This is a genomic window from Pseudomonas sp. MPB23 (assembly GCF_046605395.1).
Taxonomy (GTDB): Bacteria; Pseudomonadota; Gammaproteobacteria; order Pseudomonadales; family Pseudomonadaceae; genus Aquipseudomonas.
Window position 1 is genome coordinate 4293841 of record NZ_CP176771.1, and the last position, 16490, is coordinate 4310330.

Below are 16490 nucleotides of genomic sequence, written 5' to 3' on the forward strand. Positions count from 1 at the left end.
ACCGACGCCCCTGCCCGAAACTGGCAGAAGCCGCTGGCGGCGTTGCTGCAAGCGACGGCGGCGCTGGCCGCAGCCGGCCTGCTGCTGTTGGACAGCGGCCTGCACGGCCCACTGGCGGCCCTGGCGCTGGCCGGCGTCGCCCTGGCCGGCCTGCTCTACCACAGGTTGCCGCCGATCCTGGTCGAGTTGCCGCCACCAGCGCCAGCGCCAGCGCCGCCACCGGCGCCTGAGCCTGAACCGCCGGTGCTGCTGGCGGCGCCTGCTCCCGAGCCGCCTTCCGACCCTGGCCTGCCGCTACGCGCACCCCTGGCGAAGTTGCTCGAGAGCATCCTGCGCACCGAGCAGGACATGCTCTTCGCCACTGAACTGGCGCGCGCGGGCGGAGAAAAGGTGCAGTTCAGCGCCGCCAGCATCCAGGCCTGCGAGGCGGCGATCCGCGAGCTGGCCGGCTACATGGGCACCATCGATCAGGTATTCGACGAACTGTCGCAACAGTCGATGCGCATCGGCGCCATCGTCGGCAGCATCCAGGACATCGCCAAGCAGACCAACCTGCTGGCGCTCAACGCGGCCATCGAGGCGGCCCGCGCCGGTGAGCATGGCCGCGGCTTCGCCGTAGTCGCCGACGAAGTGCGTCACCTGGCCCAGCGCGCCAACGAGTCCAGCGGCGAGATCCAGCAGATCGCCGGCAGCCTGCAGAAGTCGGCGCAGGAGGCGCGGACGGGAGTCGAACACATCGGCCAGTCCACCAGCACCGGCCTGGAGAAGTCCGCCGCGGCCCTGGGCGCCATGGCAGAGATGCGTGCCGGCGCCGCGGTGCGGCTGGAGACGGTCGAGCGCATCGTTCGGCGCCTGAATGAGCAGCGCACCTTGACCCAGGACATGGTCGAGCTGCTGGGTTAGCGGGCTATCGCTGAAGTGGGCACCTTGCGACCCCATCGTTGTGACGCAGTCTTCGTCAGCCGATTCGACTGGCTGTGGAATCACGATCTGCAGCAAGACCTGAACTTGGCCTACAGCCGTTTAGGCTGGAAAGCGGCCCTGGCCGCATGACTCCGCCATTGCCGTGGACGTGATGCCTTCTCGCCTGGAGTTGGCTCGCAGGGTGGGCACAACGCCCATCTTCAATAGCCGGGTAGCAGATCCGGCTACGCGTAGTCGCGCAATCACTGACGCAGCTGCGCAGCGCAGTCCCATTCTGCGTATGCCCGGAGCTGCCGACTGAATGCGGTCGCGTCACACAATTTTCCTACTGTCTAAAAGGTCTAGAAATGAGTGCACAACTGGTAATCGACAATATCAAGCTGGACGCTACCGGAGGCAAGACGATCCAACGGCTTGACCCTGTGTCCGCCAAACTGGTCAGCACTGCGGCTGCCTGCACCCTGGAAGACGCAAAACGGCTCGCGGCCTCATCCGAGCGAGCATTCCGCAAATGGTCCAAGACCGGACCGACCGAGCGGCGTCGTCTCCTGCTCGCAGCAGCGGATGTCCTCGAGGCCAAGATGTCGGAATTCTGCCGGATCATGGCTGAGGAAATTGGCGCATCGCAGCTCTGGGCGCAGTTCAACGTAGGTGCATCGGCGAATCTGCTGCGCGAGGCTGCAGCGCTCACTACTCAAATCAAGGGTGAGACGATTCCAACCGATAAGCTTGGCGCTTTCTCGTTGACGCTTCGCCAGCCGGTGGGCACCGTGCTGAGCATTGTGCCGTGGAATGGGCCGGTGATCCTGGGGGCTCGCGCTATCGCGTATCCGCTGGCGTGCGGCAATACCGTGATCTTCAAAGGCTCGGAAAACAGTCCTCGCACTCATGCCCTTGTGGCCGATGCCTTCATTGAGGCAGGCCTGCCGGCGGGTGTGCTCAATTTCCTGATTACCGCGCCCGAAGACGCATCGGCTGTCACCGAAGCGTTGGTGGCCCACGATACCGTGCGCCGGGTCAACTTCACGGGCTCCACCAAGGTCGGCCGCATGATCGCCGAAACCTGTGCGTCCCATCTCAAGCGCTGTTTGTTGGAGTTGGGTGGCAAGGCTCCTTTCGTAGTGCTGGAGGATGCCGATATCGACGGCGCAGTGAATGCCGCAGTATTCGGCTCGTTCCTGTATCAAGGGCAAATCTGCATGTCGACCGAGCGTTTCGTGGTCGATCAGCGTGTTGCCGACGAATTCGTGAGTAAGTTTTCCGAGCGAATCGGCAAACTGGAGCTTGGCGACCCCACCGCATCTCCGACCTGCGTAGTCGGACCGGTCATCGCCCAGGGCTCGGTAAAGCGGATCAACCATCTGATCGAAGATGCGCTCGGCAAAGGGGCTGTCATCGCCGCGGGCGGTATCGCCGACAGTGCCTTGATGCAGCCCACGCTAGTCGACCGCGTGACCAAGGACATGGAAATCTACGACGAGGAAACCTTTGGTCCTATTACCACGATCGTTCGTGTCGACGGGGCAGAGGAGGCGTTGGAAGTGGCCAATGACACGGCTTATGGCCTCTCATCTGCAATTTTCAGCGCCAATGTCTCCAAAGCGCTTGAGCTGGCAAGTCGGTTGGATGCAGGTTGTGTCCACATCAACGGCGCCACCGTACAAAACGAAGCGCAGGCCCCCTATGGTGGTATGAAGCAGAGTGGATACGGCCGTTTCGATGGAAGCGCTGTGATTGACGAGTTCACAGAAATCAAGTGGGTCACTGTTGAGCCATCTGATCAGCCTTATCCCTTCTGATGTTTCGGGGCCGGCGGAGCAAGTGGATTCGCCGGTTCACGCGCGTTCGCATCATTTCTCCCAGATGATCGTAAAACGCTCGGATCCACGGCCAAGCGCGTCTTGCCGCGAAAGTGTTGCACGCGTGATAACAAATTGTAGCGGTGCGCGGTCGCCGGCTTTGTGTACGAGCAGGAAAAACGCGCGCTGATCTGACAATCGCCGTGGCCGCAGCTGTTGGCTTCAATGGCTGCTGTGGCGAGTAGTGACAAAGCGGTTGAGCAAGCGGTGCACCATGAACACGACGAACAGGGTCAACAGCACCGAGACACACACCGAACTCAGCCGGTAGAGGGTCGCAAATATGATGTCGTGGCTGGGCGTAAGCGACTGGCCGAACAGGATGGCCAGGGTGGTCAAAGCGCCGAAGCCGACGCCGGGCACCCCCTTTTCCAGCATGTGCCAGCGCGCGCAGACCATGGCGGCGATCCATAGCAGCAGGGCGACCAGCGGCAGTAGGTCGTGGTGATCATAGAGCAGCAGCATGATCAGCAGGGCAATCACGCAGCCGAGCAGGGTGCCATGCGCACGGGTACGGCCGGCGAAGCGTGAGCCGTTCCAGTGCATGGGAAACAACAGCAGGATGCTGGCGACCTGAGCCGACAGCGAGTCCTGCAGATCCAGGCACTGGAATACGCTGAACGACAGCGTCGCCACCGTTGCCCCGAGCAGTGCCTCGTGGCGCCGACTGGCGCGGTCTTTGGGCGGCGGCGTGCGTGCGGGGCGCGGCTCGCAGTCGGGAAACAGGTAGAACATCAGCACGGCGATCGCTGCGGCCAGCACGATGGCCAGGCCATTGCTCCCAAGCATGGCGATGACGTCGGTGTGCGGGTAGCTGGCGAAGTTCAGCTGGATCGACAGAAATACTGCGCCGAGGGCGCCGAACAGGAAGTTCGGGCCGCTGGCCATCAGCGCGAAACGGTAGAGAAACAGCAAGAACACCAGCGGAATCATCAGCAGCGGTCGGCCGCCGAACAGACCGTAGAGCAACGCGACCTCCAGGCTGACGACCAGTCCCTGGGTGAAGAACTGGCGCATCAGGTGGGCAGTCAGGCGCGGCACCAGGCCGAGCAGTAGCATCGGATAGACGCAGAAGAAGGCACCGTACTGCAGGTCGAACAGCTTGCACAGGACAAAGGCCAGACTGCCGCCAGTGGCGATGCGCAGACACTGGCGCAGGTCGTTCTTGCCCAGTGACAAACGGGGCGCTGTGGCCCTTTCGGCAAGTGTGTGTGCCGCCGCGGAGGGTTCAGTAGACATAGTGCAACCAACTGATCAGGCGGATCTGCAGCGTAGCGGCGAGGTTCACCAGCGGGTTGTCGAAGGGCTTCAGCTGAACCGTGGCCTTAGCCCCGGTGGGCAGCAGGAACGGCAGCTCTTCATCGAGTGCCAGGTGCACGCGTTGTCGTTGCGCGTCGCGAACCCAGCGCTCGGATTGCGCGGGCGTTGCCAGCTCGCCGTTGGCATCGATCTGGCCTTCCCGGACTCCGGCGTCGAAATGACTGACCCGGGCGCTGAACAGCTCGCCTGGACGGGCGTCGAATACGACCACGGCTGGGGTGTCGACGCCGATGTAGCGCAGGGACTTCTCGCGGAAGTCGGCGATGATGTCCAGGCGGTCCTCGACCAGAGCGGCCACCGGCGTTCCTGCCGCGACGAAGGTGCCGGGGGTGAGCTGCAGGTTGCTGAGCACGCCGCCACGTTCGGCGCGAACCTCGCTGTAGTCCCGCTGCAGGTGCGCCCGGAGCAGTGCATTGCGGGCTTGGCGTAGCCGTAGATTGGCACCGTCGGCGCCGCCGCGACGGGCCTGCAGTTCACGGACTCTGGCCTGCGCCGTACGCAGTTGGGCCTGGGCCATCAGATGCTGCGCTTCGGCCGCATCGTAGGCCTGGCGCGAGACATGCTGGCGTTCGAGCAGGCGCGACAGGCGTAGGGCCTGAGCGCCCGACTCGTTCGACTTGGCTTGGGCCGCGCTGACCTCGGCACGGGCGGCGGCCAGCAGGGCATCGAGTTCAGTGTTGTCCTGGTGTGCCTGTTCGAGCGCCAACTCGGCCCGCTGCACCTCCAGCTCGAATGGCTGCGGATCGAGGCGAAACAGTAACTGGCCAGGTTGTACGTACTGGTTATTGCTCACCGCCAGCTCACTGACCTGGCCTGCGACCCGCGGCGCGACCTTCAGTACCGGTCGGGTCAACTGCGCCTGTGGTGTCAACGGCATGCTCAGGTCGGCGGTTAGGAAGTAGATGAAGCAACAGGCTAGGGCCGAGATAGCGATTTGAACCCAGCGGGCAAATCGTTGATCGGGAGTCATGAATACCTCGGTTAAGCAAAGCGTCGGGGGACGGGCGCACGCTGGAAAGTCCGGGCCGGCCCGCGAAGGCGGCAGTATATTTCCCATGCTTTCATGCAAAAATAGCCGTCTTATGCAAAGAACACTTACTAAATAGGTAACAGTCAGATGGATGTTTTTCAGGCAATGCGGGTGTTTACTCGCGTGGTGGACGCGGGCACCTTCACGGCTGCTGCACAGACGCTGGGCTTGTCCACCGCGCAGGTGTCGCGGCAGGTGTCCGAACTCGAAAGTCATCTGCAGGCACGCCTACTGCAACGTACCACCCGCCGGCTGGGGCTGACCGAGGTAGGCAGCCGTTACCTGGAGCGCTGTCGGCATATTCTCAGCGAGCTGGAAGACGCTGGCGCCGAGGCCGGTGGTGCCTACCTGATGCCCAGGGGGCGCCTGCGGGTGCACGCGATCACCGGTTTGGGCACCCATCTACTTGCACCCTTGGCCGCCCGCTATAGCGAGCTCTACCCGGAAGTGAACCTTGAGCTGACGCTCTCCCAGCGCCACCCTGACCTGCTCGAGGAGGGGCAGGATGTGGTCATTACTCTGGCCCGGGAGTTGCCCGACTCCGAACTGGTCGCTCAACTGCTCGGCACTACCTACAGCGTGGTCTGTGCGGCGCCGAGCTACCTGGGGCAGCACGGTATTCCGATGACTCTCGACGAGCTGAGCCAGCATCGCTGCCTGCGCCTGCTCGACCCGGTTTTTGGCGACAGCTGGACCTTTACCGACAACGGCGTCGAGCGGGCGATCCGTCTGGGAGAAACATTTCAGGTCAACGTCGCCGAGGCGATGGCCCAGGCGGCAGGAGAGGGTATGGGTATTTGCGTACTGCCGGACCTGATAGCGGCCAAGGCCTTCGCACAGGGCCGACTGGTACGCCTGCTGGCCGAACATCGCCTGCACGAGCGGGGTATCTATGCGCTGTACCCGTCGCGGCGCTTTCTCGATGCCAAGGTGAGAACCTGGGTGGAGTTCCTCAAGGAGCAATTACCCCTGGTATTCCGCGGTAATCGAACCCTGGTGGAAAACCCCACCTATTGGGCGTGACCCTGGGAGCAAACCGGTGTGGCCAGGGTTGATGCCCTGTCGCTTAGCGCTCTTCGATTATTACGCTAAAGGCAAAACTACCTTGCCTGGAGTTCGCTGTTTCTTGCCGGAACCACTCCTTAAGCTGATGCTCATCGAGTCATTACGAGGTGCAGCATGAAAGCAAGATACTGGATGATCGGCGTGACACTTGTCGCTCAGTGGGCAGTCGCCGACGATGCGCAGCCATACCATTATGGCCAGGCCATGGATGTCGCCAGGGTCATTTCGATCGAGATGCCTCAGGGCTGTGAGGTGGGCGAGGCGACCATGGTCTATGAGGATTCACACGGCGAGATCCATACCCTGGTGTATCTGCGCCAGGGCGAGAGCTGCGTGTATTGAGTCCGTCGCAGGACTCGGCAGTCAGCCCGATCCCTCATGGCAGGCAATGGGCTGTCAGGCACTTCGGGCGCCGTCAGTCCGCAAATAGCTCGAACATCAGTTGCCTGAGCCAGCGGTTGGCGGAGTCTCGGTGATACTTGGCGTGCCAGAACAGGTTGATATCGATTTCCGGTAGCTGCACGGGGTGGGGCAGGGCCACCAAACCGAAGGGCTGGACGCAGCACTCGGCAAAGCGCTCGGGTACCGTGGCCAGCAGATCGGTGCGCTGGAGAATATGGCCCACAGCGACGAAGTGCGGCACTTCGAGACGGATGTCCCGCTCTATCCCCAGACGCGCCATGTGTGCGTCCACTTCGCCGTGGCCGGTGGTGGCGGCGATGACCCGCACATGACCGTGAGCGCAGAAGCGCTCCAGCGTGAGCGGCTCGCTGGTGACGGGGTGGTCCTTGCGACACATGCATACGTAACGATGATGGAACAGACGGCGAGTGAAGAAGCCTGCCTGCAGGTGTGGCAGCAGGCCTACGGCGAGGTCGACGGTGCCGCTCTGCAGCGCCTCGATCAGGGATACGGAGGTGTTGCGCACGGTACTGATGCGGCAGCCTGGTGCCAGGCGGGAGAGGGCATCCATCAGGCGCGGGGTGAAGTAGATTTCACCGATATCGGTCATCGCGATGGTGAAGGTGCGTTCGCTGGTTAGCGGGTCGAAACTGTCTTGGCGACTCAGCGCCTCGCGCAGGGTATGGATGGCCAGCGACACTGGCTCAGCAAGTTGCTGGGCGTAGGGGGTAGGCTCCATACCCTGATAGGTACGCACGAACAGGTCGTCCTGCAGGGCTGTACGCAGGCGCCTGAGGGCGTTGCTCACGGTGGGCTGGGTCAGACCCAGGCTTTCCGCGGCGGTGGAGACGCGGCGGTCGATCAGCAACTGGTTGAACACCACTAGCAGGTTCAGATCCAGGTCGCGCAGGTCCATGGTCTGCCTCATAGGTTGGTAGGAATATTCAGGTTTGAAATAGTTTGTATGCAGGCTGCGGTATTTATCAATATTTCTCGTGCGCCCATGATGACTTCACTCCAACAACAACATCATGGGTACAAACATGATCACCAAGCCTGCCCTGCGTATCGGCATCATCGGCGGCGGTATTTCCGGCGTCGCCCTGGCACTGGATCTGTGCCGCCATTCCCATCTCGACGTCCAGCTCTTCGAATCCGCACCGGCCTTCGGTGAGGTGGGAGCGGGCGTTTCCTTCGGTGCTAACGCGGTGCGAGCCATTGCCGGTCTCGGCATTGCAGAGCCTTACGCCCAGGTTGCCGATCGCACCCCCGAGCCCTGGCAGGACGTGTGGTTCGAATGGCGCCGCAGCGTCGACGCCGGTTACATTGGCGCGAGCGTGGCTCCTGGCGTGGGGCAGTCTTCGGTGCACCGGGCGGATTTCCTCGACGTGCTCGCCAGCCGACTGCCGGAGGGCATTGCCCGATTCAATAAGCGCGCCGTGGGCGTGGAGCAGCACGGCGATGAGGCCTGTGTGCGCTTTACCGACGGTAGTGAATATCGCGGTGACTTGCTGATCGCCGCCGATGGCATCAAATCGGCTATTCGTGGCCATGTCCTCGAGGGTATCGGGGCCCCGCCCGCCGTGCCGCGCTTCAGTGGTACCTGCGCCTACCGTGGCATGATCGATAGCCTGCACCTGCGCGAGGCCTACCGTGCCGCTGGCGTTGACGAGCACTTGGTGGACGTGCCGCAGATGTACCTGGGCCTGGATGGCCACATCCTTACCTTTCCGGTTAAGCGGGGGCGCATCATCAACGTGGTGGCCTTCGTATCTGACCGCAGTCAGCCCGCGCCCACCTGGCCCGAGAATTCGCCCTGGGTTCGTCAGGCCAGCCAGCGTGAGATGCTCGACGCCTTCGTCGGCTGGGGCGATGCTGCGCGAATCCTGCTGGAGTGCATTCCCTCGCCAACCTACTGGGCTCTGCACGACCTCGCCGAGCTACCTGGTTATGTCCACGGCCGTGTGGCGCTGATCGGCGATGCCGCCCACGCGATGCTGCCGCACCAGGGCGCCGGGGCAGGGCAGGGGCTCGAGGACGCCTACTTCCTCGCCCGCCTGCTGGGAGATGTTCAGGTGAGTCGCGGCAACCTCGATGAGTTGCTGGCTGCCTACGACGCCTTGCGCCGCCCGCGTGCCTGCCGCGTGCAGCGTACCTCCTGGGAAGCCGGTGAACTTTACGAACTGCGTGACCCGGCAGTGGGTGATGACAAACAGGCGCTGGGAGCTACCTTGGCTAGCCGCTTCGACTGGTTGTGGAACCACGACCTCGACGCTGACGTGCGAGATGCCCGCGCTCGACTAGGTTGGACAGCCCTGAGCCACTGCGCCTAGTTGCGCGTCGTTCTACCGGAATCGGCCTCGATGCCGGTTCCGGCTCTATAACAATGACAAGAAGAGCTATGCCATGCGTGATATCGACGTTTCCGCCCTGCTTGACGGGGCCCGCTTCAATACCTTTCACGGGCGCGTGCTGTTCTGGTGCGCGCTGATCATTATCTTCGATGGCTATGATCTGGTTATCTACGGCGTGGTGCTGCCGTCGCTGATGCAAGCCTGGAACCTCTCTGCGCTGCAGGCCGGTCTGCTAGGCAGCTGCGCATTGGTGGGCATGATGCTCGGTGCACTGTTCTTCGGCCCACTGTCGGACCGGATCGGGCGCCGCAAGACCATCATGACCTGTGTGGTCCTGTTCAGCGGTTTTACCGTGATCAACGGATTCGCGCGCACTCCCGAGGAGTTTGCCATTTGCCGCTTTTTCGCCGGGCTTGGTATCGGTGGGGTGATGCCCAATGTGGTGGCGCTGATGAACGAGTACGCGCCGAAGAAAATCCGCAGCACCCTGGTGGCGATCATGTTCAGCGGTTACTCGGTGGGGGGCATGCTCTCTGCGGGTCTGGGCATGGCGTTGATGCCCAGCTGGGGCTGGCAATCGGTGTTCTTCGTGGCGGTTGTACCGCTGCTGGTGCTGCCGTTGCTGGTGCGCCAGCTGCCGGAGTCGTTGAACTTCCTGCTGCGCCAGGGGGAGGTCGAACGCGCCAAAGAGCTGCTGGCCAGGGCAGAGCCCGACTACGTGCCCAAAATGCACGACCGGCTCAATCTGGCAAAGGGGCAGGCGGGCAAGGTGGCCATCTCCCAGTTGTTCCAGGATGGTCGCGCACTGAAAACGCTGATGCTCTGGGTGGCCTTCTTCTGCTGCCTGCTGATGGTCTACGCCCTGAGTTCCTGGCTGCCGAAGCTTATGAACGCTGCCGGCTACGGCCTCAACTCCAGCCTGGCGTTCCTGCTGGTGCTGAACTTCGGCGCCATCTTCGGGGCAATCGGCGGCGGCTGGCTGGGAGATCGCATAGGCCTGGGTCGGGTACTCCTGGCGTTCTTCGCCACCGGTGCGCTGTCGCTGAGTCTATTGGCGCTGAAGTCACCGCTGCCGGTGCTCTACCTGCTGATCGGCGTGGCCGGGGCCTGCACTATCGGTACGCAGATCCTCGCCAATGCCTGCGCCGTGCAATTTTACCCCGCGCATATCCGCTCCACTGGTCTGGGCTGGGCGATGGGAATTGGCCGTATTGGCGCCATCATCGGCCCGTTGCTGGGCGGAGCTTTGCACGCCGCGCAACTGCCGTTGCAGGCGAGCTTTCTGGCGTTCGCGCTGCCGGGGCTGGTGGGCGCCGCCGCCATTATGGGTTTTCTCTGGCACCGGCCGGGTCAGGTCTGCACGCTGATGGAGAAACCTCTGGAATCGACTGCCGGCTGATCCACTGCTATCAGGAACTGAGCACCGCACCCATGTCGGGTGTGGTGCTCTGGTTGACCGCTCGCAACCGGCATATGGAACCACCATGGTCTCGGCTGCTATAGATGCCGATCCGCTGTGCGTAGTCGGATCCTAGGCTAGGCGTTGGATCATGAGAAAGCCTTGAGACTCGAAGCGGCTGCCAACTCGATGGTTAGCAGGTGCTGAGGCGCCGGTCATCACATCCATACTTTTCAATGAACGTGACGGTTGCGCTGCACGTAGCCGTACTGACAGATCTTGAGCAGATTAGCCGGATCATAATCAGGACGCCCCGTACGATGAGACCGGGCCTTGTCGAACCCCAACGCCTGAAGATCGCAGCCTGCGAAATGGGTGGGTGAAGTCCTGCACGGGATTATCAAAGCACAGAGAGTCATCGCTGCCGGCCACCAGTTCTTCACTGCCGCGAACATCGAGAGGCTGGTACATCTCGGAGCCAAGTACAGCACGAAGGCTGCAATGATCGACGATCTTCGAGACGGTCGCTGAAGACCAGTAAGACCAAGACCTCAGCGATTTCGGACGCATCTCCCGTGATGACTTTTTCAATGACGACGGAAGCGCGACCTCCTGATTTCTTGCTGGCGCAGAAACGCGCCAGCAAGCAGATGGCATGTCCGCGAGTCGAGGTCGAGCATGCGCTGGTTGCATAACTCACCCATCACCTGAGCCAAGGAAAATTTTCTCGTTCTCAAGCTATGCGCGATGGCTAAACAAGTGTGTGTTTAATGGGCGTCTAACGTCTGATTGGAAGGCTTTTCACCGAGTGTGCCCGTTGTTCGTCCAGCGAGTTGTAGTACGTATTTTGGGTAGTGCTGAGACTATTGTGACGAAGGTCAGCCTGGAGGTCCTTCATCTCTCGATATGGTGCATCAAAGGTTGCGGAGGTGTGGCGTAACCAATGCAGTGAAGCTGAACGCAACTGGTCTATTTCGTCATCGCTCCAGCCTTCCTCAGCCATACGCCCCATAGCGCGATCAAATAGCCCTTGGAGCAGCAGGCGAATATGTCGATCAGATAGCCCACCACGCCCCTTCAGGGAACTGATCAACGGTGTTTTCTCGTGGGCAGATGGCTGGGGGGAGAGCTGTAAATGCTGGCGATAGCGTATCAGGTAGTTCTGGATGTATTCGTCGCGGATGCTGATCTTGGCGGCCTTGTTGCCTTTGCCCACCACATGAAACCACCAGTTGCCCATGCTATCGCGGCGGATGTCGCCCATGGTAGGCGTCCAGTTGTCACGCCCGACCAGATCGGAGACTCGCAGGTACATGGAGAACAGAGTCGCAACGATGAACAGAGTGCGTTCGTGTGTCGGGTCGGTCGCGGCCATCTGCTCGGCAGTCTCGATCACGTAGCTCCACTGCAGCGGAGTCAGGGAACGTGACGCCACATCCAAGGTGTTGCGTTGCTTGTAGATGGATTTCTGTTTTACCGCCCGGAAGGGGTTCACCTCGGTGAGACCCTCATCAATCGCGTGTTGGAAGAAGCTGCCGCAGACTGCGAATACCTGAGCCACCGATCCCTGGGACAAGCGGTAGGGACGGGAGGGAAGGGCGGCAACGGCCTCTTCGGCAATCTTGCGTTCGCGCTTGGCCACAGTGTGACTGAAAGGTCGCCATTGCAAATTGACGATGTAGGTGTCCGTGTCGAGCTTCTTGCGACCACCCACGCGCAGGAAGCGGGACTTTACGACCGGACCTATCCAGTCGGCGGGCGGGTTGAGGCAGAACTCCATGAAGGCCTCGGCGTCCCGGCGACGCAGTTCAACAAGGGGCTTGACAGCCACCAGTAGGGACCAGAGCAGCAGCCGCTCGACGTGGGTTCGATAGGAGTTGAACGTGGCTTCGTTGCCGGCGTAGGACTTCAGAAATCCCCGAACGGCGCGATAGCCCTCGACGGCCTGGAGCTCATCGGCACAACCATGGAGGAAGTCCCGAACCGCTGGAAGCTCGCCATTGAGGTGAAGAAAGTTGAGTTCGTGGAAGCGATCAAAGGTCTCGAAAAGCGGCTGGGGATGCTGCGACATGAAGTGGTTCAACCTGGGCGAATGCGTCTATATCGGTCTTTCAGCGTAGTATAGAGCAATATCCGGGTCTGGTGATTATCGGATATTGCTTAGATTTCTCCGATCAATCCTCGCTGTCCTTCTTAAAATCTGTAACCCCATGATCCTTACAAATAATACGTTTAATAACATGCAGTTACGATTGGAGTCGGATTTTTAAATGGGAGAAATGAGTCTGCCGGGCGTCCCGCCAGAGAAGCTTATAGGCCAGGAATTTAAGCTAGCGGGGAACGCTCTATCAACCATAATACCTTCCATAGGTATAAGCCAAGCTGAAAATGCCTAGATATTTCTGCAACTCGGCAGGGCGGAAGCTTTGCGCACGAATCTTTGCGCCGCTTTCTTTCAAAAAACGCATACTGCCACCAAGCAGGATATTCCAGTGCTCACCGCCTTTGTCTGTAGAAGTAATGCTTGCATGAGCTTTCATAAGCGCTTCTTTAACAATGCTTCGTATTTGTCGCACGGAAAGACCGGGGCGCCCGTGACTAGCCTCCAAGATAGGGATTTCTTCGTTCTGCTCTGGGAACGGGGGTAGTCCTCGGCTTTTTCGATAGCGTCTCAAGTAGGGCAGGAACTCTGGAGTGACTTCAACTTTCCTTAGCAGCCGACCTGGCGCCTCTAGTATCAACCACCATCTGGCATCGTCTAGAACAAAGCAATTCATGCATGGGCAGTAGTTATCAGCATTTGCAAGGTCTGCAGCATGCAAACACATAAGAGTCGTTGCTGCTATTATAAAAAGAGCACGCTCACCAGCAGGATCACCCAGCGCATGAAATTCTAGCGCTTGCAGAACCTGACCTAATTGCTCGGAAGTTAAATATCGTTCCACAGGGTAAGTAGCGCGCATTCCTCTTCCATAGAAAGTTCGTGATGATATAGCTGGATTTATCGCTATCACATCTTCCTCGCAGAGAAAACCATAAAATGAACTACAAACGCTACGAATGAAACGCAAGGTTTCCACTTTAGGGCTGCGCGCCCCTACATCTTTAGATGCTCGAATATTGAAAGGCCGCCATGATTCATTGAAAACCGAATTACCATCGACTTGAGCGAATCTAGCGGTTGTAGAAAATCCAACCCAATTTGAAGGTGGCATCTTGCAAAAAGTAATAAAATTCGTAAACGTCTCTTTATCTAGTGTCAGTACAGTTTTTTCGGCGACAATCCAGCTCCATAGGAGCAAACGTTCAACGAATGTTCGGTAATTATTAAAGGTTCCAAGCGGGTGACTATGATATGCAAGAAAGCGGATAGCGCATTTTAAGTCCGTTTCTACATCAAGATTAGCGGAGAGACTACTGAGGAAGGCTTCGATGCAGGGGTAGCGAGCGTAGTACAGCCCGAGATCGAGAGACATACTTTCGGGACCAGCAAGGACAGGCCGAGGGTCTATGACTTTTGACATTGACGATCCCATTGGTCTAAAAGGAAGTCACGAGTACTCTTGAAAAATAGCACAGTATTTAGTCTTCTTTTTAGGCTTTTTAAACAGGCAAAAGCCTCATCAGGATTCTCCTTTTTTAACCGTTAACGAGGGGGGGCAAGGGAAACCTTGACAGCGGAGAATGCTGCATCTCACTGATATCTTGGTATTTTTTTTAATCAGTCATTTTCTACTTTTTCATCAGGCGTCACAAGTACCTTATGAGCCACATGAACATTTCTAACATGGCATCTGGTTTAACATAATATACATTACGCGAACCGTCCTATACGGAGCTGGGGGGCTCTGCCGGTCAGATTTTAAGCCTGGCGCTGCCTGCTACCGTCGTTTTCGCGGACGCGAAAATCAGGCACATGAGTTACCTTCAATAAATCGAATGGCAACGAACATGAGTCTGATATGAACGAACCGATCTATGTAGTGGTCTAATGATTCCGGACATCCATTTAGGCGAGAATGCTCGCCAGAACGAGGTGTCAGATGACCAAACAACGCCGTACCTTTTCCCCTGAATTCAAACGCGAGGCTGCCGACCTCGTTCTCAAGCAGGATTACAGCTTCATTGAGGCCAGCCGCTCGCTTGGTATCGGGGAGTCGGCTTTGCGCCGATGGGTCGACCAGGTGCAACAAGAACGCACGGGCGTCACCCCGCAGAGCAAAGCGCTGACCCCGGAGCAGCAGAAAATCCAAGAGCTGGAAGCCCGAATTGCTCGCCTTGAGCGGGAAAAATCGATCTTAAAAAAGGCTACCGCGCTCTTGATGTCGGAAGATCTCGAGCGTTCGCGCTGATTGACCAGTTGAGCATCCACGAGCCGGTTGATTGGCTGTGCATGGTGTTTGAAGTGACCCGCTCGTGCTACTACGCTCGGCGTCTCAGGCGCCGCACACCGGATGTAGAACGCCTTCGATTGCGCAGTCGGGTGAACGAGTTGTTCACCCAAGGCCGCAGTGCTCCCGGTAGCCGTAGCATCATGGCCATGATGCAGGACGACGGCGAGCAGATCGGGCGATTCAAAGTGCGCAGCCTGATGCGCGAGCTGGAGTTGGTCAGCAAACAGCCGGGATCGCATGCTTACAAAAAGGCGACGGTCGAGCGGCCCGACATTCCTAATATTTTGAACCGGGAGTTTGATGTGCCCGCTCCTGACCACGTCTGGTGTGGCGATATCACTTACATCTGGGCTCAAGGGAAATGGCAGTATCTGGCGGTTGTGCTGGACCTTTTTGCCCGCCGTGTTGTGGGCTGGGCATTGTCGGGAAAGCCGGATGCCGACTTGGTCATCAAGGCCTTGGACATGGCTTACGAGCAGCGAGGGAAGCCTCAGGGTTTGCTGTTCCACTCCGACCAAGGCTCGCAATATGGAAGCCGGAGTTTTCGTCAGCGCCTTTGGCGATATCGCATGCGTCAGAGCATGAGCCGGCGAGGAAATTGTTGGGATAACGCGCCGATGGAGCGGGTGTTCAGGAGCCTGAAAACCGAGTGGATACCGACCATGGGCTACACGACCGTCCAACAAGCTCAGCGGGATATCAGCCATTTTTTGATGCACCGGTACAACTGGATTCGACCGCACCAATTTAATGGTGGGCTGCCACCGGCTCAGGCCGAGAAAAAACTTAACGTCGTGTCCGGGATTAGTTGACCACTACACTACCACCACTATGTTTCAGCTGGATATTTGAGAGGTTTTGCGAAATCAGGCAAGCATGATGTCGTCCATTGCGTTGACCTTGATGCCAAAAAAGGATTTCCGCAAAACGTGAAAAAGGTCGCTGGAGAGGATCACTTTAACCGGTTACACGGCCATTCAGATCCCAATATTCTTGAGAAGGCCTATGCAAGCGAGCTTGAGGGACCTTCGCTTGCTGCACTCAAGCGAGTTTTAGAATGCGGTAACTTTTCAAATGCGATGGATCGGAAGGCTGTCCTGCTGCTTTTTTCCCTTTTCGCGACTAGAAATCCACGTGATAGGCAGTCATTTGCCGAGAGCGTCCAACCTCTTCACCAGATACTTATTATCTCGGCACTGGGACAGGAAGGCTTGAAATCACCTGGGGCTGCTGCCGCGTTAGAGATGAATACATCTAAACATGCGTCACTGGAGCTGAATATTATTGGAGATATTCATCAATGCCTGCTCGATCGAAAATGGATTTTTCTTAAAGCCGGCGATGATTCACCAGGGTTTATCACCTCAGATTACCCCGTACACCTCATACCTCACGCATCTAGAATTGACGATGGCTGGGGGCTTGGGTTTGCGTCAAAAGATGTGAAAGTATTTATTCCACTGAATAAAAGTCTTGCTGTAATCGGTGATTATGAGGCCACAGAAAGAATGGTTTCATTAGACAGAGAAGCTGTTGCCGCTTTTAACAGCAGAACTATCCGCGATGCGACTAGACAGATTTATGCTCACAGCGATGAATTCGAATTCATAGGCCCAGACAACCGAATCCTGACTGGCACGAGCCTGCCGAATGTTCTTTGAGTATGCCCTCTCCTGCGGGGTATATTCCTATTAATTATAACTATTCTAAATAGTCATTTAGTTTAGTTATAATTAAGCGTAA

The 16490-nt window shown here is 58.6% G+C and carries 11 protein-coding genes and 2 pseudogenes; 8 read left to right on the top strand and 5 right to left on the bottom strand.

Translation table 11 applies throughout. From position 1 onward, the window contains the following. Window positions 1-510: 510 nt before the first annotated feature. Window positions 511-903 (top strand): annotated as a pseudogene (locus tag ACLH0J_RS19335) (methyl-accepting chemotaxis protein); the annotation flags it as partial. Between the two features lie 368 nt (window positions 904-1271). Beyond that, window positions 1272-2723, top strand: a complete 1452-nt coding sequence (locus ACLH0J_RS19340; protein WP_023630205.1) for an aldehyde dehydrogenase — start codon at window positions 1272-1274, stop codon at window positions 2721-2723. A gap of 222 nt (window positions 2724-2945) precedes the next feature. Here ACLH0J_RS19340 and ACLH0J_RS19345 read toward each other — a convergent pair whose 3' ends face one another. Together ACLH0J_RS19345 and ACLH0J_RS19350 are read right to left on the bottom strand one after the other, a co-directional pair. After that, a complete protein-coding gene (locus ACLH0J_RS19345; RefSeq protein ID WP_078451698.1) occupies window positions 2946-4022 on the bottom strand; it encodes a DUF2955 domain-containing protein in 1077 nt (358 codons plus the stop codon). Continuing rightward, the gene (locus tag ACLH0J_RS19350) at window positions 4012-5073 is read right to left on the bottom strand and encodes an HlyD family secretion protein (protein WP_023663266.1); all 1062 of its coding nucleotides are present in this window, start codon (window positions 5071-5073) and stop codon (window positions 4012-4014) included. The genes ACLH0J_RS19345 and ACLH0J_RS19350 overlap by 11 nt, the downstream gene beginning before the upstream one ends. Window positions 5074-5220: 147 nt before the next feature. Here ACLH0J_RS19350 and ACLH0J_RS19355 point away from each other — a divergent pair, with 147 nt between their 5' ends. Both ACLH0J_RS19355 and ACLH0J_RS19360 read left to right on the top strand, forming a co-directional pair. Then, window positions 5221-6156, top strand: coding sequence for a LysR family transcriptional regulator (locus tag ACLH0J_RS19355; protein ID WP_023629250.1), 936 nt, complete (start codon window positions 5221-5223; stop codon window positions 6154-6156). Window positions 6157-6312: 156 nt separating this feature from the next. Then, the gene (locus ACLH0J_RS19360) at window positions 6313-6540 is read left to right on the top strand and encodes a DUF2790 domain-containing protein (RefSeq protein ID WP_023629249.1); all 228 of its coding nucleotides are present in this window, start codon (window positions 6313-6315) and stop codon (window positions 6538-6540) included. A gap of 73 nt (window positions 6541-6613) precedes the next feature. On the opposite strand, the gene ACLH0J_RS19365 is transcribed toward ACLH0J_RS19360, so the two are convergent. Next, the gene (locus tag ACLH0J_RS19365) at window positions 6614-7516 is read right to left on the bottom strand and encodes a LysR family transcriptional regulator (RefSeq protein ID WP_023629248.1); all 903 of its coding nucleotides are present in this window, start codon (window positions 7514-7516) and stop codon (window positions 6614-6616) included. A gap of 127 nt (window positions 7517-7643) precedes the next feature. Between ACLH0J_RS19365 and salA the strand changes: the two genes are divergently transcribed. Together salA and ACLH0J_RS19375 are read left to right on the top strand one after the other, a co-directional pair. Then, complete coding sequence (salA, locus tag ACLH0J_RS19370; protein WP_024075419.1) at window positions 7644-8933, top strand: salicylate 1-monooxygenase; 1290 nt, start codon at window positions 7644-7646, stop codon at window positions 8931-8933. Between the two features lie 73 nt (window positions 8934-9006). Beyond that, window positions 9007-10353, top strand: a complete 1347-nt coding sequence (locus ACLH0J_RS19375) for an MFS transporter (protein ID WP_023629719.1) — start codon at window positions 9007-9009, stop codon at window positions 10351-10353. Between the two features lie 778 nt (window positions 10354-11131). Here ACLH0J_RS19375 and ACLH0J_RS19380 read toward each other — a convergent pair. Then, the gene (locus ACLH0J_RS19380; RefSeq protein ID WP_028688854.1) at window positions 11132-12424 is read right to left on the bottom strand and encodes a tyrosine-type recombinase/integrase; all 1293 of its coding nucleotides are present in this window, start codon (window positions 12422-12424) and stop codon (window positions 11132-11134) included. A gap of 277 nt (window positions 12425-12701) precedes the next feature. Further along, window positions 12702-13829 carry an integrase gene (locus ACLH0J_RS19385; protein WP_073663301.1) on the bottom strand — a complete coding sequence of 376 codons (1128 nt, stop codon included), beginning with the start codon at window positions 13827-13829 and terminating at the stop codon, window positions 12702-12704. A gap of 567 nt (window positions 13830-14396) precedes the next feature. Here ACLH0J_RS19385 and ACLH0J_RS19390 point away from each other — a divergent pair. Further along, a protein-coding gene (locus ACLH0J_RS19390; RefSeq protein ID WP_340135116.1) for an IS3 family transposase occupies window positions 14397-15559 on the top strand; the annotation gives its coding sequence in 2 pieces (ribosomal slippage) (window positions 14397-14649 and window positions 14649-15559; 1164 coding nt in all). 21 nt (window positions 15560-15580) lie between these two features. Then, window positions 15581-16408: pseudogene (locus tag ACLH0J_RS19395) on the top strand (DUF4238 domain-containing protein); the annotation flags it as partial. Window positions 16409-16490: the final 82 nt, after the last annotated feature.

Bases quoted from the DNA above. Each gene is read 5' to 3' on its own strand.
- ACLH0J_RS19340 (WP_023630205.1), top strand. From the start codon at position 1,272: ATGAGTGCACAACTGGTAATCGACAATATCAAGCTGGACGCTACCGGA.
- ACLH0J_RS19345 (WP_078451698.1), bottom strand. From the start codon at position 4,022: ATGTCTACTGAACCCTCCGCGGCGGCACACACACTTGCCGAAAGGGCC.
- ACLH0J_RS19350 (WP_023663266.1), bottom strand. From the start codon at position 5,073: ATGACTCCCGATCAACGATTTGCCCGCTGGGTTCAAATCGCTATCTCG.
- ACLH0J_RS19355 (WP_023629250.1), top strand. From the start codon at position 5,221: ATGGATGTTTTTCAGGCAATGCGGGTGTTTACTCGCGTGGTGGACGCG.
- ACLH0J_RS19360 (WP_023629249.1), top strand. From the start codon at position 6,313: ATGAAAGCAAGATACTGGATGATCGGCGTGACACTTGTCGCTCAGTGG.
- ACLH0J_RS19365 (WP_023629248.1), bottom strand. From the start codon at position 7,516: ATGGACCTGCGCGACCTGGATCTGAACCTGCTAGTGGTGTTCAACCAG.
- salA (WP_024075419.1), top strand. From the start codon at position 7,644: ATGATCACCAAGCCTGCCCTGCGTATCGGCATCATCGGCGGCGGTATT.
- ACLH0J_RS19375 (WP_023629719.1), top strand. From the start codon at position 9,007: ATGCGTGATATCGACGTTTCCGCCCTGCTTGACGGGGCCCGCTTCAAT.
- ACLH0J_RS19380 (WP_028688854.1), bottom strand. From the start codon at position 12,424: ATGTCGCAGCATCCCCAGCCGCTTTTCGAGACCTTTGATCGCTTCCAC.
- ACLH0J_RS19385 (WP_073663301.1), bottom strand. From the start codon at position 13,829: ATGTCTCTCGATCTCGGGCTGTACTACGCTCGCTACCCCTGCATCGAA.